Source organism: Alteromonas sp. DYW1 (assembly GCF_059752595.1).
On sequence record NZ_CM186038.1, the window covers coordinates 3595878 to 3616427 of the forward strand.

General features: G+C 46.6%; 21 protein-coding genes. 14 read left to right on the top strand and 7 right to left on the bottom strand.

Annotation, left to right across the window (positions count from 1 at the left end):
* Nucleotides 1-37: 37 nt before the first annotated feature.
* A complete protein-coding gene (locus AC121Z_RS16355; RefSeq protein WP_498125378.1) occupies nt 38-1858 on the top strand; it encodes a DUF885 domain-containing protein in 1821 nt (606 codons plus the stop codon).
* An 87-nt stretch (nt 1859-1945) separates the two neighbouring features.
* Here AC121Z_RS16355 and AC121Z_RS16360 read toward each other — a convergent pair whose 3' ends face one another.
* The 4 genes from AC121Z_RS16360 to AC121Z_RS16375 all read right to left on the bottom strand — a co-directional run bounded on the left by AC121Z_RS16360 (nt 1946) and on the right by AC121Z_RS16375 (nt 5866).
* Nucleotides 1946-3565, bottom strand: coding sequence for a methyl-accepting chemotaxis protein (locus AC121Z_RS16360; RefSeq protein ID WP_498125380.1), 1620 nt, complete (start codon nt 3563-3565; stop codon nt 1946-1948).
* 68 nt (nt 3566-3633) lie between these two features.
* Nucleotides 3634-4098 carry a DUF3299 domain-containing protein gene (locus AC121Z_RS16365; protein WP_498125381.1) on the bottom strand — a complete coding sequence of 155 codons (465 nt, stop codon included), beginning with the start codon at nt 4096-4098 and terminating at the stop codon, nt 3634-3636.
* A gap of 113 nt (nt 4099-4211) precedes the next feature.
* A complete protein-coding gene (gene ppa, locus AC121Z_RS16370; RefSeq protein WP_498125383.1) occupies nt 4212-4745 on the bottom strand; it encodes an inorganic diphosphatase in 534 nt (177 codons plus the stop codon).
* Nucleotides 4746-4894: 149 nt separating this feature from the next.
* A complete protein-coding gene (locus AC121Z_RS16375) occupies nt 4895-5866 on the bottom strand; it encodes a class 1 fructose-bisphosphatase (RefSeq protein WP_498125385.1) in 972 nt (323 codons plus the stop codon).
* Nucleotides 5867-6082: 216 nt separating this feature from the next.
* Here AC121Z_RS16375 and mpl point away from each other — a divergent pair, with 216 nt between their 5' ends.
* The 3 genes from mpl to AC121Z_RS16390 are packed head-to-tail and all read left to right on the top strand — an operon-like array spanning nt 6083 to nt 8922.
* Complete coding sequence (gene mpl / locus AC121Z_RS16380) at nt 6083-7480, top strand: UDP-N-acetylmuramate:L-alanyl-gamma-D-glutamyl-meso-diaminopimelate ligase (RefSeq protein ID WP_498128286.1); 1398 nt, start codon at nt 6083-6085, stop codon at nt 7478-7480.
* Nucleotides 7480-8118 carry a flavin prenyltransferase UbiX gene (locus tag AC121Z_RS16385; protein ID WP_498125387.1) on the top strand — a complete coding sequence of 213 codons (639 nt, stop codon included), beginning with the start codon at nt 7480-7482 and terminating at the stop codon, nt 8116-8118. Before mpl ends, AC121Z_RS16385 begins: the two co-directional genes overlap by 1 nt.
* Nucleotides 8119-8121: 3 nt before the next feature.
* On the top strand, nt 8122-8922 hold the full coding sequence (locus AC121Z_RS16390; protein ID WP_498125388.1) for a S1/P1 nuclease: 801 nt from the start codon (nt 8122-8124) through the stop codon (nt 8920-8922).
* Between the two features lie 98 nt (nt 8923-9020).
* Here AC121Z_RS16390 and rraA read toward each other — a convergent pair whose 3' ends face one another.
* Nucleotides 9021-9506, bottom strand: a complete 486-nt coding sequence (gene rraA, locus AC121Z_RS16395) for a ribonuclease E activity regulator RraA (protein ID WP_498125390.1) — start codon at nt 9504-9506, stop codon at nt 9021-9023.
* A gap of 168 nt (nt 9507-9674) precedes the next feature.
* Here rraA and AC121Z_RS16400 point away from each other — a divergent pair, with 168 nt between their 5' ends.
* Genes AC121Z_RS16400 through AC121Z_RS16435 form a run of 8 tightly spaced genes read left to right on the top strand, consistent with a single transcriptional unit; the run spans nt 9675 to nt 15905 of the window.
* A complete protein-coding gene (locus tag AC121Z_RS16400) occupies nt 9675-10187 on the top strand; it encodes a phosphatase PAP2 family protein (protein WP_498125391.1) in 513 nt (170 codons plus the stop codon).
* A gap of 7 nt (nt 10188-10194) precedes the next feature.
* Nucleotides 10195-11262 (top strand): MJ1255/VC2487 family glycosyltransferase, encoded by a 1068-nt coding sequence (locus AC121Z_RS16405; protein WP_498125393.1) that lies wholly within the window; start codon nt 10195-10197, stop codon nt 11260-11262.
* 50 nt (nt 11263-11312) lie between these two features.
* The gene (lptM, locus tag AC121Z_RS16410; RefSeq protein ID WP_498125394.1) at nt 11313-11480 is read left to right on the top strand and encodes an LPS translocon maturation chaperone LptM; all 168 of its coding nucleotides are present in this window, start codon (nt 11313-11315) and stop codon (nt 11478-11480) included.
* Nucleotides 11481-12731: a diaminopimelate decarboxylase gene (lysA, locus tag AC121Z_RS16415; protein ID WP_498125396.1), complete on the top strand. Its 1251-nt coding sequence runs from the start codon at nt 11481-11483 to the stop codon at nt 12729-12731.
* 35 nt (nt 12732-12766) lie between these two features.
* Complete coding sequence (dapF, locus tag AC121Z_RS16420) at nt 12767-13597, top strand: diaminopimelate epimerase (protein WP_498125398.1); 831 nt, start codon at nt 12767-12769, stop codon at nt 13595-13597.
* Entirely contained in the window at nt 13594-14280 is a 687-nt protein-coding gene (locus AC121Z_RS16425) for a DUF484 family protein (RefSeq protein ID WP_498125400.1), read from the top strand. Before dapF ends, AC121Z_RS16425 begins: the two co-directional genes overlap by 4 nt.
* Before the next feature lie 3 nt (nt 14281-14283).
* Nucleotides 14284-15180 carry a tyrosine recombinase XerC gene (gene xerC, locus AC121Z_RS16430; RefSeq protein WP_498125402.1) on the top strand — a complete coding sequence of 299 codons (897 nt, stop codon included), beginning with the start codon at nt 14284-14286 and terminating at the stop codon, nt 15178-15180.
* A gap of 8 nt (nt 15181-15188) precedes the next feature.
* Nucleotides 15189-15905 (top strand): HAD-IA family hydrolase, encoded by a 717-nt coding sequence (locus AC121Z_RS16435; RefSeq protein ID WP_498125403.1) that lies wholly within the window; start codon nt 15189-15191, stop codon nt 15903-15905.
* A gap of 16 nt (nt 15906-15921) precedes the next feature.
* Here AC121Z_RS16435 and cysE read toward each other — a convergent pair whose 3' ends face one another.
* Nucleotides 15922-16725 carry a serine O-acetyltransferase gene (cysE, locus tag AC121Z_RS16440; RefSeq protein ID WP_498125405.1) on the bottom strand — a complete coding sequence of 268 codons (804 nt, stop codon included), beginning with the start codon at nt 16723-16725 and terminating at the stop codon, nt 15922-15924.
* A gap of 226 nt (nt 16726-16951) precedes the next feature.
* Here cysE and AC121Z_RS16445 point away from each other — a divergent pair, with 226 nt between their 5' ends.
* A complete protein-coding gene (locus tag AC121Z_RS16445; RefSeq protein ID WP_498125406.1) occupies nt 16952-17698 on the top strand; it encodes a hypothetical protein in 747 nt (248 codons plus the stop codon).
* 25 nt (nt 17699-17723) lie between these two features.
* Here AC121Z_RS16445 and AC121Z_RS16450 read toward each other — a convergent pair whose 3' ends face one another.
* The gene (locus tag AC121Z_RS16450) at nt 17724-18119 is read right to left on the bottom strand and encodes a TspO/MBR family protein (RefSeq protein ID WP_498125408.1); all 396 of its coding nucleotides are present in this window, start codon (nt 18117-18119) and stop codon (nt 17724-17726) included.
* A gap of 228 nt (nt 18120-18347) precedes the next feature.
* On the opposite strand from AC121Z_RS16450, the gene uvrD reads away from it, so the two are divergent.
* Entirely contained in the window at nt 18348-20516 is a 2169-nt protein-coding gene (gene uvrD, locus AC121Z_RS16455) for a DNA helicase II (RefSeq protein WP_498125409.1), read from the top strand.
* The last annotated feature ends 34 nt before the right edge of the window (nt 20517-20550 follow it).

Sequence of the window (20550 nt, forward strand, 5' to 3'; positions counted from 1 at the left end):
GAGGCGCGTATAACACCCTACAAAACTAGGAGTTAAGGTGAAATTAGTTCAATCTGTGTTGCTCGGCACCACGCTATTAACCCACGCAGCTTTCCCACTCACGAGCTTCGCAGCCGCGAACCAACAGGAAGCGAATATTAATCAGCAGCAAAGCGCACATGATGCCTTGTTTGCGCTATTTGCAGATTCAGATGAGCGGCAACTTGCGCTCAACCCACTGTCAGGTCTATTTCGTGGTGATATGCGTCGCGCCGATAAGATTGGTGACTATTTAACTGAGGCACAATATATTGCCTCGCGCACCGATACTTTATTGAACCTGGAAATGCTTAAGCATATCGACCGCGCACAGCTGAATGAAACTGATCAGTTAGCGTATGACGTATTTAAATATGACCAGGAACAAACGCTGCAAGGCCAATCGGCGGGGATTCGGGCTTTAACCGTTGTGCGACCTGTAAATCACTTCAGTGGTTTTCATACGTTCTATCCAAACTTCGCGAGTGGTAAAGGCGCTGCGCCATTCAAAACGATTAAACACTATGAAGATAATTTATCCCGCCACAAAGACTACATTGCCATTAATGATCGTGCGATCGAATGGTTTAAAAAAGGTATGGAAACAGGCGTTCTTGAAACAAAACTAACCATTGAGCGAGTGATCTCACAATTGGATACTCAGCTCGCTATACCAATGAAAGAATCGCAGTTTTGGGGGCCGGTGATTCAGTTTCCTGAATCGTTTAGTGCCGCACAGAAAACTGAATTGACGGCACGTTACGAGGTCGCGACACAAGAGTTGTATGACGCTACGGCTCGTATGCGGGATTTTCTGCGTGATGTATATCTTCCTATTGCCCGCGAAAGCGTCGGTCTCAGTGCAATGAAAGGCGGTGCTGAGCTCTATCAGCAACTGGTAGAAAGTACGACAACTCTTCCATTAACCCCTGATTACCTGCATGACTTAGGCTTACAAGAAGTTGCTCGGATCAAGTCAGGTATGCAACAAATTAAAGACGAAGTTGGCTTTGCTGGGAGCTTAAACGAATTCTTTGACTATGTACGTACGGATCCTCAATTTCAACCAACTAGCCGAGAAGCATTGACCGAAAGTTACTATCAAATTGGTCGCGATGTTGATGCCAAAATTGATGAGTACTTTTCATTACTACCTAAGTCAGACCTTGAAATTAAGCCCTATGATCCATCCATTGAGCAATTTAGCGCTGGTGGTTCATATATGCCAGGTACACCCGACGGTTCACGCCCTGGGACCTTTTATTTCAACGCGTATGATCTTCCGAGTCGCTTAACCACAGGCAATGTGACGCTATATTTGCACGAAGGTGCGCCAGGCCATCACTTCCAAATCAGTCTCGCACAAGAAAATGAAGCATTGCCAGCATTTATGCGTTTTGGTGGTAATACCGCTTATGTCGAAGGCTGGGCTCTGTATGCAGAAACCTTAGGCTATGAAATGGGCTTTTTTGAAAACCCATGGAACCGCTACGGTACGCTTCAGGATGAGCAATTACGCGCGATGCGTTTGGTCGTTGATACCGGCATTCATGCTAAAGGCTGGAGCCGCGAACAAGCCATTGACTTTATGCTAGACAACTCAGGCATGACCCGCACCGAAGTGGTCGCGGAGGTTGAGCGCTATATTGCAATCCCATCACAAGCCTTGGCGTATAAAGTGGGTGCTTTGAAGATCCAAGAGTTACGCAGCAAAGCAGAAAGCGCCCTGGGTAATGCCTTTGATATCAAAGAATTTCATGCCCAAGTGCTGGGTACTGGCGCGTTACCGCTTGCCGTATTAGAACAGAAAATATTACGCTGGATCGAGAGCCAAAAATAAAACGCTGATTACCCGCTAATCAATGCATTAAAAAGGGGGCTTAAAAGCCCCCTTTTTAGATTTTAACCGATCGCCTGGTATACACGGCTAGTACTTGAACTGCCCCATAATACGAATGAACTCTTGGGATAGTTGCGCCAGTTCTTGACTCACCTCTCCCAGCTGGCTTGAACTGCGAGCAGTATCATGGGTACGATTATTAATATCATCAACATTCGCACTGATACTATCGGCGACCGCTTGTTGCTCACCGGTTGAATTCGCAATCAAGTCATTCATTTGTGTAATCTTAGCAATCGTCTCATTAATTACCGCTAAGCTTTGGCCAGCTTTGTTGGCCTCATCAACACTCACAGACGCTTGCTCGGTGCCTTTGCCCATCACCGTTACTGCTGAGCGCGCCGCCGTTTGTAGTTGCTCAATAGTTGCCTGAATTTCTTCGGTGGATTTTTGCGTGCGCGATGCCAACGTTCTTACTTCATCGGCAACGACCGCAAATCCGCGCCCCTGCTCACCTGCGCGCGCGGCCTCAATTGCCGCATTGAGGGCCAATAGATTGGTTTGCTCGGCAATGCCTTTGATCACATCCAACACTACGCCCACTTGATTAGAGTCAGCTTCAAGTTTACGGATAACTTCAGCAGTTTCTTCCACACTATCAGCTAAGGTTTGAATACTATTCACTGTTGAATTCACCACGCGCTGACCATCGCTTGCCGCGGTTGAAGCATTCGTCGCGGCTTCAGCTGCCTCGGCAGCACTAGTCGCAACTGAGTTCACACTCATTGTCATATTGTCGACCGCAGTCTTCGCATCTGCAGCGGAACGTTGTTGCGCTGAAATCGTGGTTTGCGTCTGATCCGATACCTGATTCAGATTATTGGCCAAATCAGCCAGTGGCATTGACGACTCAGAAATTTCGCGGACTACGTTTTGCAGTTTAGTCACGAACTGATTAAACCAATAAACCAAGTCTCCGATTTCATCCTTGTTTTGCGTTTCGATGCGCACCGTGAGGTCGCCATCTTCCTGGGCAATATCTTTTAACGATTTAACCACGTCGACAATGCTGCTGCGCAGTGACGTGACTACCGGCAATGCTGTCGCGAACAGCAGTACCGTAGTGCCCACGCCCATGAACAAACCAATGGTTATTAGTGACTGTGCACTATCGTTACTTTCTTCTATCGCACTTTGGAAAGTCTTCAAGCGTTTGTCGCTAAAACTATCTAATTGCGAAGTCGCAGCGTCAAAGGCATCGTTCATCTCTTGCGATTGCTGTGCCAGTTTAGAAAAGTCTGCGGTACCATCTACCATGGATTGACTGACCGCAAACGCGGTCTCGTAATAATCGTTAAATAAATTTAAAATTTGGGTCGACTCGGCACGCAAGGTTGGGTCAACTTTACCGATATCGGATAGCTTTGATTGAGTAATGGCAGCGAATTCCTTCGCGCGTTCCAATGACTCCTCATCCCCGGTCGTGACAGCCGCGCTTAAAGTATCTTTGACCTTCTCCATATTGACTAGCGCTTCGCGCGAATCAATTAAGGCCGGAAACTGCACATCCTTTGCATCATCAAGCAAATCGACATTATTCGATGCGGTGTTATAGGTAATAATCAAATAGACCACAAATAGCACCGAACCGATCAATGGGATCAGGTATAGTTTTTGTGCAATTGACATACGTGCTAAGAAATTCATAACTACCCTTCTTTAATCAGCCAATAAACCGTTGGCAACCTCAGTATAGGCTAATTGTTAGACAAATGTTAACCATCAAATGGCTCTACGCTGACGCCTGCCAAGGTATAGCCTACAGAAGCGATGTCGCCGCTCCAGCCCTGTGTCGACAACTCGCCCGCCACCCATACGGCGTCGTATAGATTATCTATCGGCACGCCCGAGGTAAATTTTACATAAACTATCTGATTCGACGGTGGTGGCGGAACATGAATACACGCACCAAAGTATGGCACCAGTAGAAATTCTGTGGTCAATTCTGCTGTACCCTCTAACGGCACAATAAAGCCAGGGATCTTTACCTTTTGTCCATTCAGCGCCTCAATCACGGGAGCATTAGGCATCGCTTGTGTCATGCTGCCATCATGAGTTACCGGGATTTCTGGAATGGCAAAATCAGCAGGGGCCATGTCTTCCCAAAAAAGTTCTTTATACTCGTTAGCGCTTGCAGCGAGAGAGCTAATGGCGATTAGCAATAGAATTATGCGTCTCATGTACGTATTCGATCCTCACTTATTATTAGGCTCTTAGTTAACACGTTTTACTTAGCAAAACCAAAAAGAGCCCACTAAGGGCCCTTTTTCAAATCATCACGTGACAGAAAGTCTTACGCTTGCTGTTGATAACGCTCAACACTCGAAGTGATCTCGTGTTTAGCTGCATCAACACCTTCCCAACCTTCGATTTTAACCCATTTGTTTGGTTCCAAATCTTTATAGTGAGCGAAGAAGTGCTCGATTTGCTTTAACAACAAGGGTTCTACATCGTCGATTTTATGCACATTGCGGTACATGGTAGACAATTTATCAACCGGAACAGCCAACACCTTAGCATCTTCACCTGATTCGTCGGTCATTTTTAAGACCCCGATAGGGCGCACAGCAATCACAGACCCAGACAGCAATGGAAACGGTGTAACAACTAGCACGTCTACAGGGTCGCCATCGTCAGACAATGTATGGGGAACATAACCATAGTTAGTCGGATAATGCATACAAGTTGCCATAAAACGATCAACAAATAGCGCGCCAGAGTCTTTGTCCACTTCATATTTGACTGGATCAGAGTGCGCTGGAATTTCGATGATCACATTAACTTCATCGGGTAACTTATTGCCCGCAGGGATCGCATTCAAGCTCATAAGAGTTTCCTTTATTTTAATAGGTTTAAAATTTTGCCGACGATTATACGGATTTATCACCCAATTGACATCCACTTACGACGTTTGTCGCAAGGGTTTATTGCGACTAGGGCAAGGTCCCGCGACTCTCGCCCAGCTCACTAGCAACCTTACTTTTGGTAATAGCTCAAACAGGCTTCTACTTCTTTTTTAGAGCCTAAGAGAGTAGGTACACGCTGATGGATTTCAGAGGGCATCACTTCCATGATCCGGCCCGCACCGGTATCAGCCAATCCACCCGCTTGTTCCATGAGAAAAGCCATTGGGTTTGCTTCATACAATAAGCGTAACTTACCCGGTTTGGCTGGATTACGCTTATCAAATGGGTAGGCAAATATACCGCCACGACAGAGTACGCGATGAATATCACCCACCATCGCAGCAACCCAGCGCATGTTGTAATCTTTCTTGCGAGGACCTTCAGAACCAGCAATTAGGTCTGCCACGTAGCGCTGGATCGGTTCTTCCCAATGTCGTTGATTCGATGTATTAATCGCAAATTCACTGGTCTCTTCGGGTACCTTCACATTGGCTTGGGTAACCAGAAATCCGCCATGGGTTTTATCCAAAGTATACAAGTGGGTGCCACGGCCTGTGGTCATAGCTAGCATCGTGGAAGGACCATACAACACATACCCGGCTGCTACCATTTGCGTGCCCGGCTGTAAAAATGCCGACGGATCATCGGGTTGCATCCACTGCGGTGCATGCGTAATTGAGAAAATCGTGCCAATAAGGCTGTTGATTTCTGTATTCGAAGAACCATCCAAAGGATCAAAACTAACCAAATACTTCCCTTCAGGATTACACGGCACAACATTGTCTTCTTCCTCAGAAGAAATCGCCTTTACATAACCAGATTCACGCAACGTATCCTTTAAAATTTGATTCGAAATAACATCTAATTTCTTTTGTTTTTCACCTTGCACGTTTTCACTTAGCGTTGAACCGAGAACGCCAGCAAGGGCTCCTTGGCTAACCCGGAAGGATATTTCTTTACATCCGGCCAGAAGGGTTCTGATCAATAGGATAAGTTCTAGCGGTGCACCATCATTTTGCAATTGTGAATTAAGTCGTTTCATGCTGACTGTAAGCCTTCTTTTTTCTGTAGGGGTAAGATTCTGACTGTGTTGTCATTGCACGGTCAGTAAAACGGCACGTGTTATTGTTCTTAAGGTGTGCCAATGGCGAATAATTGTACCCTTGTTAGCAAAATTGTTAAAACTGTTATTCGTCAGCATCCGCATTTGATACAGTGGCGGTCATTGCAACTTTGGATTGAAGTCACTTTTTCGCCTATGCACGTACACATACTCGGCATCTGCGGCAGTTTTATGGGTGGTATTGCTGCGATTGCCAAAGCTTTAGGTCATGAGGTCACGGGCTCTGACCGGAATGTTTATCCACCAATGTCAACGCAGTTGGCGGATTTAGGCATCAAGCTCACCGAGGGATACGATACTACTCAATTTGAACCCGCCCCTGATATGGTCATTATCGGCAACGCCATGGCGCGTGGCAATCCTGCTGTCGAGTATGTTCTCAACCGCAATTTACCTTACACCAGCGGTCCGCAATGGCTACTTGATAATCTTCTCAACGATCGCTGGGTGTTAGCCGTCGCAGGTACCCACGGCAAAACCACGACAAGCAGTATGTTGGCGTGGATTTTGGACCATGTAGGGTTAAACCCTGGTTTCTTGATTGGTGGTATCCCACAGAATTTTGGCATTTCAGCTCGGATCGGCTCAAGCCCGTTTTTTGTTATTGAAGCCGATGAATACGACAGTGCTTTTTTTGATAAGCGTTCCAAGTTTGTTCATTATCGTCCAAGAACACTTATTCTTAATAACTTAGAATTTGATCATGCAGATATCTTTGATGATCTCGCTGCCATCCAGCGCCAGTTCCATCACTTAGTGCGGAGCGTACCCGGGAACGGCCTAATAATCGCCCCACAAAGCGATGAAAATCTGCAGTCAGTTTTGCAGCAAGGATGTTGGAGCGAACAGCAATCCCTCGGTGCAGAATGGTTTTACCACTTACTCGAAGCAGACGGTAGTTTGTTTGAAATTCTCCATCACGGTAAACCACAAGGAATTGTCGACTGGTCCTTGATTGGCTTGCATAATGTTCTCAATGGCGTCATGGCAGTGGCGGCAGCCCACCATGCCGGCGTGAAAATCGATGATGCAATAGCAGCTTTAAACAGTTTCAAGAACGTCAAGCGCCGCATGGAGATAAAAGGCCAAGTTGGACATACCACCGTGTATGATGACTTTGCGCACCACCCAACCGCTATAAAAACCACGGTTGAAGGGCTTCGTCAGCGCGTTGGCTCAGAACGTATTATCGCGGTATTAGAGCCACGTTCCAATACCATGAAGATGGGGATCCATAAGGATCTACTAGCTGACGCTTGGTCTCAAGCAGATGAAGTTTTCATTTATATTCCGGATTCCGTCACCTGGTCAATTGCTGAAGTTAAAGCGGCGAGTCGATGTCCGGTCCACGTATTTAGCAGTGTTGATGAACTGGTTACTGAGTTGGTGCGTAATGAGCATCACATAGCCGATGTTCCGCTGGGAAGTCCAAATGCTTTGTGCATTCCCAAGCAACATATTCTCGTGATGAGTAACGGTGGATTTGAAGGGATCCACGGAAAACTACTGACCCAACTTGGAAAAGCACTCTGATGCAAGCGAACGTTACGCCCAAACACATTACTCTAGCAATCACCGGAGCGTCAGGTGCACCCTACGCACTGCGCTTATTAGAGCAATTGATTGCAGCCGATATTCACGTGTATTTGTTGGTTTCAGCAGCCGCGAAAGTGGTATTTGCTGCTGAAGAAAATATTCAAATTCCCAGTGGCAAAGAGAAGGCAAGTGCTTGGTTTACTGAAAAACTGGGTGCCAAGCCAGGGCAAATTATTTATTGCGGCAAAGAAGACTGGTTTTCGCCAGTAGCGTCTGGCTCAGCCGCACCTAAACAAATGATAATTTGTCCCTGTAGCACGGGCACCCTTTCTGCGGTAGCGCGAGGCGGCTGCGACAATTTGATCGAGCGCGCGGCGGATGTGGTGATCAAAGAAAAAGGTCAATTAATTATTGTGCCGCGAGAGATGCCCTTATCGTCAATACATTTACAGAATATGCTCACTTTAAGTAACCTAGGGGTAACGGTGATGCCGGCAGCACCTGGCTTTTATCACCAACCCAAAAGTATCGATGACCTTATCGATTTTGTCGTAGCGCGTATTCTAGATCATCTACAAATTCCACAAACCTTAGTTGATCGTTGGGGCTATTCGCCACAACAAAAAGAGGATTAATAAATGAGACTAAACGTTCTTCTATCAGTAGTCGCCGGGTTGTCGCTAGTCAGTGCAGATGCATTGGCATGGGGACAAACCGGGCATCGTGTCACTGGTAAGATTGCTGAAAGTTACCTTTCAACTGAAGCCAAAGCAGCAATAACTGCATTACTGCCCAATGAAACCTTGGCCGAAGCTTCAACCTATGCCGATGAACAACGTTCAAACCCAGCACATTTTTGGCAAAAGGTTGCTGGCCCTTATCATTACGTAACCGTACCCGAAGGAAAGCATTACCATGAGGTCGGAGCCCCAGAGCAGGGCGATAGTGTTACGGCTTTAGCGCAGTTCCGTCAGACGCTGTTGGACCAAGGAGCAAGCTTGGAAGACAAGCAGTTGGCGCTGCGCTTTATTGTGCATATCATCGGTGATTTGCATCAGCCTCTGCATGCGGGGAATGGTACTGATCGCGGTGGTAACGATGTGAAAGTGCGCTTCTTTTGGGAAGATTCAAATTTGCACCGCGTGTGGGACTCTGGATTGCTTGATCAACGCCAGTTGTCGTACACCGAGTGGTCCGAATGGTTAGGTGCGAAAATCTCAAAAGATAACGTACAAGAATGGTGGGATAGCAATCCTGCCACCTGGATTGCAGAGTCCACAACCTATCGTGATGGGCTTTACCCTGAAGACGCTAACAATCTGTCTTGGAACTATCTCTATCAACACATACCGACGGCGACGCTCAGGCTACAACAAGCAGGCGTACGAATTGCCGCCTATTTAAATGAGGTATTTGCTGAGCAAAAAGAGTCGCAATAATCTTAGGCTCAGAATGAAGACGTCAGAGCAATGCTATAGCTGCATTGCTCTAATTCAACGCACAGCGGGTGCACCGCCGCTATCGCGTAAACCAAGTATCAATCTACGTCCAGCGGCTCTGGCGATAATATAACACCAGTACTATCAGCGTAGATATGATCTTCGGGTAAAAAAGTCACACCAGCAAAGTTAACTGCTACATCAACATCGCCAGTTTGCTCATCATCAGCTAATACCGGGATGCTACCCACAGCTAAGATACCAAGATCGAGATCTTCCAAGGCATCAACATCTCTAACACTGCCATAACAGATGATACCTTCCCATTGGTTATCAACCGCCTGCTGCGCGACTACAGCATCGACTAAAGCGCGACGTAGCGAACCACCCCCATCAATGAGGAGAACCTTACCTTCACCATTTTCTGCAATGACTCGATCAATTAAGCCTTTATCTTCATAACACTTAATGGTGGTAATTTCGCCGCCGAAAGACAGTCGCCCACCATAGCTAGAAAAAATTGGTTCAACGACATCTACGCTGTCAGCAAATAGGTCACAAAGCTCGGACGTGTTGTATTCCATGGTTATTCCTTAGATACCCCTGTGATTGCAGTCTAGCACCGACTTGTCATGTAACGCCAGTAACGCCTGGTGCATTGTCATCAACACGTCGCGAAAGCGTCACAATTATGTCACTCAAATTAACTATTTTGCCCAAAGGATTGTTGCGTAGAGTACAGAGCAATGCGATTGAAAGGGTTACTTGAGCAAGACCGGCGTCTGTTTTTCTGGATTTTCAATGCTAGCGATAGCATCGGTATGCGTCCCATTCTATTTATTTCAAAAACTGGAGACGGTTATCTGTATCTTCTGATCGCTGCGTTACTTTGGTTGTATGATCCTATCCATGGTGAATTGTTCATTTACGTTGGTTTACTGGCATATGCATTTGAGTTGCCACTGTTTTTACTATTGAAACAATGGTTAAAACGTCCAAGACCGGCCGATCTGCTGAATAATTTCAATGCGCACATACAACCAGCGGACAAATTTAGTTTGCCCTCCGGCCACACTGCGGCGGCTTTTTTGATGGCGACAATCTTGAGTTATTTTTATCCACAGATTGCAGGTCTTGCCATCCTTTGGGCCGGGCTTATTGGTATGTCACGGATCCTGCTAGGCGTGCATTATCCCAGTGATATTCTTGCAGGAGCCGTCTTAGGTACCAGCGTGGGTTTGTTTAGTCTTAAAGTAATGGCGTAGTCGTAGTATGAGAATCGCATATGGGGTACAAGGTACCGGCAATGGACATATCACAAGGGCTCGCATCATGGCGCGCGCTTTCGCGGAGCGTCCTGACGTAGAGGTCGACTATTTTTTTAGTGGTCGTCCTGTAGAACAGTATTTTGATATGCACGCGTTTGGCGAATTTACCAGCTTTCCCGGTTTGAGTTTCGCTACCAGTAAGGGGCGAGTTAATCATTTTCAGACCCTAAAAAACGCACGCGCCTGTCGTCTATTGAATGACATTAAACGGCTTGATCTAACCCATTACGACCTTGTCCTTAATGATTTCGAACCCATCACCGCATGGGCAGCCAAACGCTGCGGTGTCCCCTCGATGTCAATCAGTCACCAAGCGGCATTCAACTTGGGCGCACCGAAAACAGGTGCAACCTTTATTGACCAAATTATTATGCGCAGTTTCGCGCCCGCTGATATCAAACTTGGCGTGCATTGGTACCACTTTGGGCAAACCATCTTACCGCCATTCATTCATGATGTGACGGCCAATGAAACGTCACTTGAAGGCTATCTTGTCTATCTGCCCTTTGAAGCAATTGCCGATATTGAGGCGATGCTCGAACCTTTAAGTGAGGTTTCATTCACTTGTTTTCATCCGGCCATACAGCAAGTACAAAAGCACAGTCACGTGACTTGGCATCCAACCGCAGTTGAACCCTTCCAGCGAAAGTTAAAACAATCAGCAGGAGTAATCGCAAATGCCGGCTTTGAATTGTCCAGTGAAGCACTTAAGTTGGGTAAAAAGCTGCTGCTCAAACCTCTCGCGGGTCAGTTTGAACAACTCTCAAATGCATACACCTTGAAACAACTCGCCCTGTGCGAGGTCATGTATCAATTAGATACTGATGCCGTTGAGGAGTGGCTTGCGGTGCCGACAATAGAACCCATTGATTTTCCGCACGATCCTCACCTGTTAATCGACTGGATCACAAAACAAGACTGGGATAGTAAAAACAACCTCTGTGAGTCCTTATGGAAACAGGTAAAATTCCCCGAACAGACTCGCCAACGATTAATGGCACTTGCTTTTTAAAGCGTCGATGCGATGATATCGACACGATTTGAACTCATCGCTTAGAGCCTGTGAAAACTAAAAAATATTCCGTTCTTATCTTTGCATTGATTGCCTGTATGCTAGCGACCGTCGGTTGTGGTTATCGAGGTGCACTTTATCTGCCCGAGCCCAGTCAAAACAACCAACAGCAGTCTCCCGACGAGGCCCCGGCGAAAGCAACTGAAGAGCAACCGTAAATGGATTACTTTAATTACAGAAATGACGCGCTATTTGCTGAAGAAGTGCCGCTAGAACAGATTGCTGCTGATTTTGGCACCCCCTGCTATGTCTATTCACGTAAAACGTTGGAGCGTCATTGGCATGCCTTTAATAATGCCGTAGGTACGCATCCTCATTTGGTCTGCTATGCAGTAAAAGCCAATTCAAACTTAGGTGTACTCAGTGTGCTTGCGAAGCTGGGATCCGGTTTCGATATTGTTTCCGGCGGCGAACTTGCGCGAGTCATAGCCGCCGGCGGTGACCCAGCCAAAGTAGTTTTCAGTGGTGTGGGCAAAACACCTGAAGAGATCCACTTTGCGCTAACCCAAGGGATCCTGTGCTTCAATGTCGAATCGGAAAGTGAATTACATCGGATTAATAGCGTCGCAGCAGAATTAGGCGTATCTGCGCGTATTTCCTTGCGTATCAACCCAGATGTCGATGCCAAAACACATCCCTATATTTCCACTGGACTGAAAGCCAATAAATTTGGCATTGCACGCGAACGTGCCAAAGAAGTTTATCAGTTAGCTGCCAGTTTAAGTCATCTAGAAGTTGTTGGTATGGACTGTCACATTGGTTCACAGCTAACTGACTTAACCCCATTTGTCGATGCCTTATCACGCTTATTAATTCTTATTGATGAGCTCGCCGAAATGGGGATCAAAATTAAACACTTAGATGTCGGCGGCGGTTTGGGGGTGCGTTACCGTAACGAGGAACCACCACATCCCAATGATTATGCTGCCGCTATGGCCAAGCAATTAAGCGGGCGCGAAGATTTGATGTTAATTTTGGAGCCCGGCAGAGCCATCAGCGGTAATGCAGGTATCTTACTTACCAAAGTCGAATTTATTAAAGCCGGTGAAGAAAAGAATTTTGCCATTGTGGATGCCGCAATGAATGATTTATTACGTCCAGCATTGTATTCAGCTTGGCAGGAGATTGTTCCGGTCAGAGAAAATATGAAGGCCACAAAGCGAATGTATGATGTGGTTGGCCCGGTTTGTGAAACCGGCGATTTTCTCGGTAAAGAACGCGACTTAGCCATTGCCGAAGGTGACTTGTTGGCCGTGCGCAGTGCCGGTGCTTATGGCTTTGTCATGGCCTCGAATTACAACAGTCGTTGTCGTCCAGCAGAAGTTATGGTGGATAAAGAACAGGTTTATTTGGTCCGAGAACGAGAAAAACTAAAAGATCTCTGGAAAGGAGAGCATAAACTTACGTAAACTATACCCATAACGAAAATAATAATGCGCTGCTAATGCTTGTAGAATTCTCAAAAATGCATGGACTGGGTAATGACTTTGTCGTCATCGATAATGTTACGCAGAATGTATTTTTGTCGAAAGAAAAAATTCAAAGGCTAGCAGATCGCAATTTCGGGATAGGTTTTGACCAGTTACTAATGGTCGAGCCACCTTACGATCCGGACCAAGATTTTCATTATCGAATATTCAATGCTGACGGCTCTGAGGTGTCGCAATGCGGCAATGGCGCCCGATGTTTCGCGCGCTTTGTAAAACTCAAAGGCTTAACCAACCGCAATAAGATTGTCGTTAGCACGAAAGCCGGACGTATGGTGTTATACATCGAGCGCGACGGGAATGTTACCGTCAATATGGGAAAACCCATTTTCACCCCCGCCGAAATTCCGATGGTGGCGCAGAAAGAAGAAAAGACCTATGTCATTCGCGCCGACGACTATACCCTATTTTGTGGTGCCGTCTCGATGGGTAATCCCCATTGTGTGATGGAGGTCGAAGATATCAACACCGCGAATCTGGAAACGCTTGGCCCTTTACTTGAGCAGCACGAGCGGTTCCCAGAAGGGGTAAACGTAGGTTTTATGCAGGTCCTTAATCCGACCCACATAAAATTACGCGTTTTCGAGCGCGGCACTGGTGAAACATTGGCTTGTGGTAGTGGCGCGTGCGCAGCAGTTGCAATAGGACAAATTCAAGGTAAATTAGGCAAAGATGTGCGAGTTGAATTGCCAGGTGGTAATTTAAAGATTCGCTGGCAAGGTAAGGATAACGTACTAAAAATGACAGGGCCTGCAGAACATATTTACGATGGGCATTTCCAACTATGAAAGATGCCACCCAACCATCAATAGCCACACTCGATACCGGTGAGGACTCACAAGTCAGCGCCGAACAAGTACGCGCGTACTTGTTACAAAACCCAGCGTTCTTTGCACATTGTCCGGAGTTATTAGAAAAATTAGAAATTCCGCATGAACAGCATGGCAGCGTATCGCTGGTAGAGAAGCAAAGTGAAATTCTGCGCAATAAAGTCCGCCAATTAAGTCGCAAGATCCATCAGTTGATCGCCATTGCCAAACAAAATGAGCGTATTTATCGGGTCTATGTGGACCTCAATATCAAGTTGTGGCGATGCCAAGACTTTAGTGATATTCAAAACACGCTCGAAGAGGTTATGTTAACGCAGCTTAAGTTGTCTGCTGTCGCAGTGAAACCTTTCGTTGGTCCATATGCAATGTCTGAATTACATCAGCGTTTGTTTACCGAGAAGCACTTCAAAAATAAGCTTTTTTACTTTGGCCGCCTTAGCCAGCATGAGAAGCAATTACTGTTCGATGAGCAACCCGCTGAGTCAGTCGTATTAGTTCGATTAGGCACTGATAAGGATTTGGGTATTTTGGCGGTGGGTAGCAACGATCCTGGGCATTTCAATCCCGATATGGATACCTTACTGCTGACACAGCTACAACAGTTTTTAAACATTTTACTGCCCGACGCCATCGGATTTTAACCGATGGTTGCCGTGAGCACCGAGCAACACCTTGCTGATTTCATCCAGTATATCAGGGCCCAGCGAGGGCTATCGGAGCGCACTTGTGAGCAATATCAACGACAGATAACAGCGTTACTTGCAGATCTGGATTGTGACAACCTTGAAAAAGTGTCAACACTGCACGTTAAGTCTGCCATCATGCGTGCCCGTAAAGCTGGACTATCAGCGCGAAGTACCGCGAATCGTCTGTCTGCAATGCGCACCTTTTGCCAATACCTATTAAGAAAAAACATTATATCTGTTGATCCCTGCGACGGAGTACAGGCACCTAAGCTACCCAAGCCACTCCCCAAGCAACTTAGCGTTGATGAAGCGCAACGACTGTTGGATAACGTCGAACAGGACGATTTACTAACTACCCGCGACATCGCCATGTTTGAATTACTCTATGGTTGTGGTTTGCGACTTTCCGAGTTAACAGGCTTAAATTTGCAAGATATACAGCCTGACAACACACTGCGAGTGACCGGTAAGGGTGCAAAACAACGGATATTGCCGATTGGCCGTAAGGCTCAGGAGGCACTGTCACATTGGCTAAAAGTCAGGGCCAGTTTCGCCAATCCAGGTGCTCAGGCCGTGTTTTTAAGTAAGCAGCAAAAGCGTATTTCTAACCGCCAGGTAGCGAACAGGTTGAATCGTATTGCTTTGCAGCAAGGCCTTGATAGCGCAGTAAATCCGCATAAACTGCGGCATTCATTTGCTACGCATATGCTAGAGTCGAGTGGAGACTTGCGCGCAGTACAGGAATTGCTCGGTCACGCCAATCTATCCACGACTCAAGTCTATACACATTTAGATTTTCAACATCTAGCCGCGGTATATGACAAAGCCCATCCGCGGGCGCGCAAGAAGGACTGAGGTAACGCATGATTTTTTATCGTCCTTTGGCGCGGATCAAAGCCCTTACTTTTGATTTAGATGATACCTTATGGGATAACGGCCCGATTATTCGTTTGGCAACGCAGGCATTAACTGACTTTTTGCACGCAGAATACCCACCCGTTGCAGCGCTAATGGGCGAACATTGGATGCACCACCGCCACGCGTTGGTGCAGCAAGAGCCGCGTTTGGCTTCTGATATGAGCCTATTGCGACATAAAGTTTTACAAGCGCTGGCAAGACAAGCCAAATTCTCAGAACAAAAACAAATTGAAATCGCCGATCGCGGACTAGCGCACTTTTTCAACCAACGTAGCGCTTTCAAAGTAAATCAGAATATTTATTCTTTATTAGAAAAACTGAGCCAAAAATACCCATTAGTGGCAATAACAAATGGTAATGTTGACCTGACACAAGTGGGTATTGAGCAATTCTTCGAACACACTTTTCAAGCCAACATTGCCGCGCCGATGAAGCCTGACCCAAGTATGTTCAATGCTGCGATCGCTCATCTTTGCTTGCCAGCGGGTGAAGTGTTACACATTGGTGATCATTTAATTAAAGACGTTTGGGCTGCTCATCGCTTAGGATTTCAAACCGCTTGGTTTGCCTGTAATCGCGCAATGACGGTAGCTCAAGAGCCTGTGCGCGTATTACCCACAGTACAACTAACTGCATTAGAAGAACTCTATCAATTACTCTAATAAGGATGAAGAATAGCTATTCTTTATCCTCTAAGACATTTTGCTGCATAGAGTCACAAGGCATGCAGCAATCGGGTTTACCGACTATCTTCGCAGGTACGCCAACGACGGTAACGCCGCTAGGTACATCGCTAAGCACTACGCTACCTGCACCAACTTTGCTGCCGTTGCCAATTTCAATGTTGCCCAAGATCTTGGCGCCTGAACCTAACATAACTCCAGCACGGATTTTCGGATGTCGGTCACCCGACTGATTGCCCGTTCCACCCAACGTAACGTTTTGTAGGATCGAAACGTTATCTTCTACCACCGCAGTTTCACCGATAACAATACCGGTTGCATGGTCTAGCATCACGCCTTTACCAATATTCGCAGCAGGATGAATATCGACACCAAAAACTTCAGAATTTCGACTTTGCAAGAAAAGCGCTAAATCATGTCGCCCTTTATGCCACAAGTAATGTGCTAACCGATGTACCTGAACGGCCTGAAACCCCTTAAAGTACATCAGTACAGGCAAGTAGGAGTCGACAGCCGGATCACGATTGACGATAGCGATACTGTCACACATCGCCGCCTCAACAATGCTGGGTGAAAGTAGATAGGCCTCGTCGAATACTTCGCGTATTGCGAGTGCCGGCATTACGTTGTCAGACAACTTGTTGGATAATATAAAACTTAGCGAACTCTCGAAGTTGTGATGCGCCAAAATGCATGCATGAACATAGCTGGCCAAGAGAGGCTCTTGTTGAACTGTGCGTTGTGCTTGTTGCTTTAAGGTCAGCCAAAACCTTTGCGTATTGTTGTCTATACTTTGCATTCGATGAGTTCCCTTGGGGATAGTGTGGTAGATGTAAGGACACTACTGCGTATTTCAATACGACCCGACAAATCACCATAAACTTTCCATTTCCCCCAACACGCGTTAGAACAGACAGAAGGTATTAGCTGCGGGACAGGCAACATGGGCAAGCGTCTGAGGTTTACCTAAGCTAGGCGAAGATAAGCACGAGACTAAAAGAATGCGAATTTGGCTTGGCATAATAATGTTACTGATCAGCGGATGCGGAGGAAGCGGCGGGTCTAACAGTAACGACAATTTGATTACACCGCTACCGCCAGCACAGCACGCTCAAGAAGCTCGCTTTAAAGTCATTATGCTCGGTAACAGCCACACTGCAGCGAATAACTTACCTAACCTGTTAAAAATGCTGATTGAACAGCACTTCGGACCGGACAGCAGCTACGTCTTTCGTGTTCCCCAATTTCAGTTTCTAAGTGAACACGCGGGATCCGCGCAAACGCTAGCAGCGTTGGCAGCTGAGCCGTGGACGCATGTAATTCTACAAGCGCAAAAATACTCCCAAAGCTTCCAGAATGAATACCCTATCAATGGGGCACTTTACTTGGCACAACTGGCACTTAGTGGTGCGGCCAAGCCAATCATGTTCCCTGAGTGGGCACAAGCGGGAAGAGCCGCTGAAACCGATTATATCCATAATATTCATGCACAAATTGCAGCCCAAAGTGGCGCATGTGTCGCCCCCATCGGCTATGCATGGGAACGCGCGTTGGAAATCAACCCCGAACTCGAACTACATGCTGCGGATGGCAACCACGCAGCACTCGCTGGCAGTTTCTTAACCGCGCTGGTTTTATTTGAAGTTATCACTGAATTTCCCGCTGACCTATTACTAACGGTACCACATCTTGATATTGCGCCAGCAACTCAGGAATTACTGCGGCAAGTAGCTACGTACGCGCTTGCCAATCATCCCCCCTGCGACTATTAAGTCGCTACTGAGCCAGACTTTAGCGCTACCAGTTCATGACCATAATCATGGTTTGTAATACCGTAGCCACCGAAACCCAGGTGAAGTAAGGCAACTGGGCAAGAGCAATCCATTGGTTATGTCGCCACACCGCAACAATCATCCAAACAATCGTGCCCCATACGATAAAAATATCAAGCGTCGCCAGCTCAAGATTGCGCAATCCAAACTGAATAGGCGTAAAAATTAGATTTGCGATCAAGTTTATAACGAAGGGTAATGCTAAGCTTTTGGGATACTGCTTGCGCCAAACTTGTATAAAGACCCATGCAAAGGTGACGATGATAATGGGGTATAGAATTTGCCACATCAGTCCAATAAACGCTGGATCAGGCGTCCATTCTGGCTTAGCCAACGCATCATACCATTCACGAAATTGCATAGGGTTTATTCAATTAAAAGTTTTCTGACAATGGTTACCTTTAGGTCGTAGCTACAGATCATTTAGTACGCAAAAAAAGCACACCCTCTGATGTGGCAAGTCGATAATCAAGCTTTGAAAATTTCAGCTAAAACGACATTTTGCGATAACACTGCTTTTGTTAACCGCTGTATAAATTCACAGATAAACTGGTATACTCGCGATTTGATTTAACCACTCTGCAGTACTATGGACGTTTCTCGATTACTCGATGATTTGAATGACAAACAGCGCGACGCGGTCGCTGCCCCGCCTTCCGACATGCTAGTTTTGGCTGGTGCAGGCAGTGGTAAAACCCGCGTACTAGTGCATCGTATCGCGTGGTTAATGGAAGTCGAACACATTGCTCCACACAGCATACTGGCCGTGACATTTACCAATAAAGCAGCCAGAGAAATGCGCGGGCGGATTGAAAATTTAATGGGGCAATCATTACATACCATGTGGATTGGGACCTTTCATGGTCTGGCGCATCGATTGTTACGCAGCCATTATGAGGAAGCCCGCCTGCCACAGAGTTTTCAAATCCTCGATTCTGATGATCAATACCGACTCGTTCGACGCGTGCTGAAGAGTATGAATCTGGATGAAAAGCATTACCCACCAAAGCAGATCCAGTGGTTTATCAATGGCAATAAAGACGAGGGTTTGCGTCCTCAGCATATCGAAACACACAATGATCCTACCCAGATCAAAATGCGTGAAATCTACACAGTGTATCAACAAACGTGTGACCGGGCGGGACTGGTCGATTTTGCTGAATTATTGCTGCGAGCACACGAATTATGGTTGAACCATCCGACTTTATTGGCTCATTATCAGCGTCGTTTCAGAGCAATATTGGTGGATGAGTTCCAAGATACAAACAACATTCAATACGCCTGGCTAAAACTCTTGGCCAGCGGTGATAACAATATGATGATTGTTGGTGACGATGATCAATCAATCTACGGATGGCGTGGTGCTAATGTCAATAATATCCAATATTTCTTACGCGACTTTGCTGGCGCAAACACCATTCGACTGGAGCAAAACTACCGTTCCACCGCTACCATACTGAAAGCCGCAAATGCAGTCATCGATCACAATCAAGGCCGCTTAGGCAAGGAGCTTTGGACCGAAGGCGAGGAAGGCGAACTCATCTCACTCTATGCTGGCTTCAATGAGATGGATGAAGCCCGATTCATTGTTTCTCAGATTAAGCGTTGGAATGATTATGGTAATGCCTTGAGCGACTGCGCGATTTTGTATCGTAATAATGCTCAATCGCGGGTACTCGAAGAAGCCTTACTGCATCAATCAATCGCCTATCGTATCTATGGCGGGCTGCGCTTTTTCGAGCGCCAAGAGGTAAAAGATGCTTTAGGCTATCTGCGCATGATCAATCAGCCATTAGACGATGCGGCCTTTGAACGGGTAGTGAACACGCCTACCCGTGGTATCGGCGAACGCACGCTTGCACAGATCCGTGAAAGTGCCCGCTCGCTGGATCAATCGATGTGGCAGACCAGTTTAACGCTATTGGCCGAAAAACGCCTTTCTGGGCGCGCAGCAACAGCATTGCAGAGCTTTATTGATTTGATCCTATCGCTTAAAGCTGCAACGCTGGACGAACCGCTAGAAAAGCAAGCCGACATTGCCATTAGACGTTCAGGCTTGTTTGCAATGTATCAAGCAGAGAAAGGGGAAAAAGCACAATCACGCATTGAAAACTTAGAAGAGCTAGTTTCTGCGTGTAAAGCTTTTGAAATGCCTGATGATGTCGAGAATATGACAATGTTAGATGCCTTTTTAGCGCATGCGTCTCTTGAAGCGGGTGAAGCACAAGCGGATAGCCACCAAGACGCTGTGCAAATGATGACGATTCACACCGCTAAAGGACTTGAATTTCCAATGGTGTTCTTGGCTGGCGTTGAAGAAGGCATGTTTCCCAGTCAACAAAGCCATGATGAGCCAGGTCGACTCGAAGAAGAGCGTCGACTCTGTTACGTCGGCATGACGCGAGCAATGCAAAAGCTTTATATAACCTATGCAGAAAGCCGTCGGGTTTATGGCCAAGACAAATACCACACCCGATCACGATTTATTAAAGAAATGCCGCAGGCCTGTTTAGAAGAAGTTCGCTTGCGCAGCACGGTTGCACGCCCAGTGCAAAATCGGTTTAGTCAACAAAGTAGCTTTGACGCTGTGGATGACAGTGGTTTTGCGCTTGGTGACCGGGTGATGCACCCTAAATTTGGCGATGGCACCCTGTTAAATTGCGAGGGTTCAGGCCCGCAGGCGCGGGTGCAAGTCAACTTTGATGATGTGGGCACCAAATGGTTGGTGCTAAGCTACGCTAAATTATCGAAATTATAGGTTACTTAGTATACAGTTAAGCCAATAATCGTTG

What these genes read in the sequence shown, in the direction of transcription:
- AC121Z_RS16375 (WP_498125385.1), bottom strand. Translation starts at nt 5,866, where the DNA reads ATGAAACGACTTAATTCACAATTGCAAAATGATGGTGCACCGCTAGAA.
- AC121Z_RS16435 (WP_498125403.1), top strand. Translation starts at nt 15,189, where the DNA reads ATGATTTTTTATCGTCCTTTGGCGCGGATCAAAGCCCTTACTTTTGAT.
- rraA (WP_498125390.1), bottom strand. Translation starts at nt 9,506, where the DNA reads ATGGAATACAACACGTCCGAGCTTTGTGACCTATTTGCTGACAGCGTA.
- AC121Z_RS16445 (WP_498125406.1), top strand. Translation starts at nt 16,952, where the DNA reads ATGTTACTGATCAGCGGATGCGGAGGAAGCGGCGGGTCTAACAGTAAC.
- AC121Z_RS16385 (WP_498125387.1), top strand. Translation starts at nt 7,480, where the DNA reads ATGCAAGCGAACGTTACGCCCAAACACATTACTCTAGCAATCACCGGA.
- ppa (WP_498125383.1), bottom strand. Translation starts at nt 4,745, where the DNA reads ATGAGCTTGAATGCGATCCCTGCGGGCAATAAGTTACCCGATGAAGTT.
- uvrD (WP_498125409.1), top strand. Translation starts at nt 18,348, where the DNA reads ATGGACGTTTCTCGATTACTCGATGATTTGAATGACAAACAGCGCGAC.
- AC121Z_RS16425 (WP_498125400.1), top strand. Translation starts at nt 13,594, where the DNA reads ATGAAAGATGCCACCCAACCATCAATAGCCACACTCGATACCGGTGAG.
- AC121Z_RS16405 (WP_498125393.1), top strand. Translation starts at nt 10,195, where the DNA reads ATGAGAATCGCATATGGGGTACAAGGTACCGGCAATGGACATATCACA.
- cysE (WP_498125405.1), bottom strand. Translation starts at nt 16,725, where the DNA reads ATGCAAAGTATAGACAACAATACGCAAAGGTTTTGGCTGACCTTAAAG.
- AC121Z_RS16390 (WP_498125388.1), top strand. Translation starts at nt 8,122, where the DNA reads ATGAGACTAAACGTTCTTCTATCAGTAGTCGCCGGGTTGTCGCTAGTC.
- mpl (WP_498128286.1), top strand. Translation starts at nt 6,083, where the DNA reads ATGCACGTACACATACTCGGCATCTGCGGCAGTTTTATGGGTGGTATT.
- lysA (WP_498125396.1), top strand. Translation starts at nt 11,481, where the DNA reads ATGGATTACTTTAATTACAGAAATGACGCGCTATTTGCTGAAGAAGTG.
- AC121Z_RS16365 (WP_498125381.1), bottom strand. Translation starts at nt 4,098, where the DNA reads ATGAGACGCATAATTCTATTGCTAATCGCCATTAGCTCTCTCGCTGCA.
- dapF (WP_498125398.1), top strand. Translation starts at nt 12,767, where the DNA reads ATGCTTGTAGAATTCTCAAAAATGCATGGACTGGGTAATGACTTTGTC.
- AC121Z_RS16360 (WP_498125380.1), bottom strand. Translation starts at nt 3,565, where the DNA reads ATGAATTTCTTAGCACGTATGTCAATTGCACAAAAACTATACCTGATC.
- AC121Z_RS16450 (WP_498125408.1), bottom strand. Translation starts at nt 18,119, where the DNA reads ATGCAATTTCGTGAATGGTATGATGCGTTGGCTAAGCCAGAATGGACG.
- xerC (WP_498125402.1), top strand. Translation starts at nt 14,284, where the DNA reads ATGGTTGCCGTGAGCACCGAGCAACACCTTGCTGATTTCATCCAGTAT.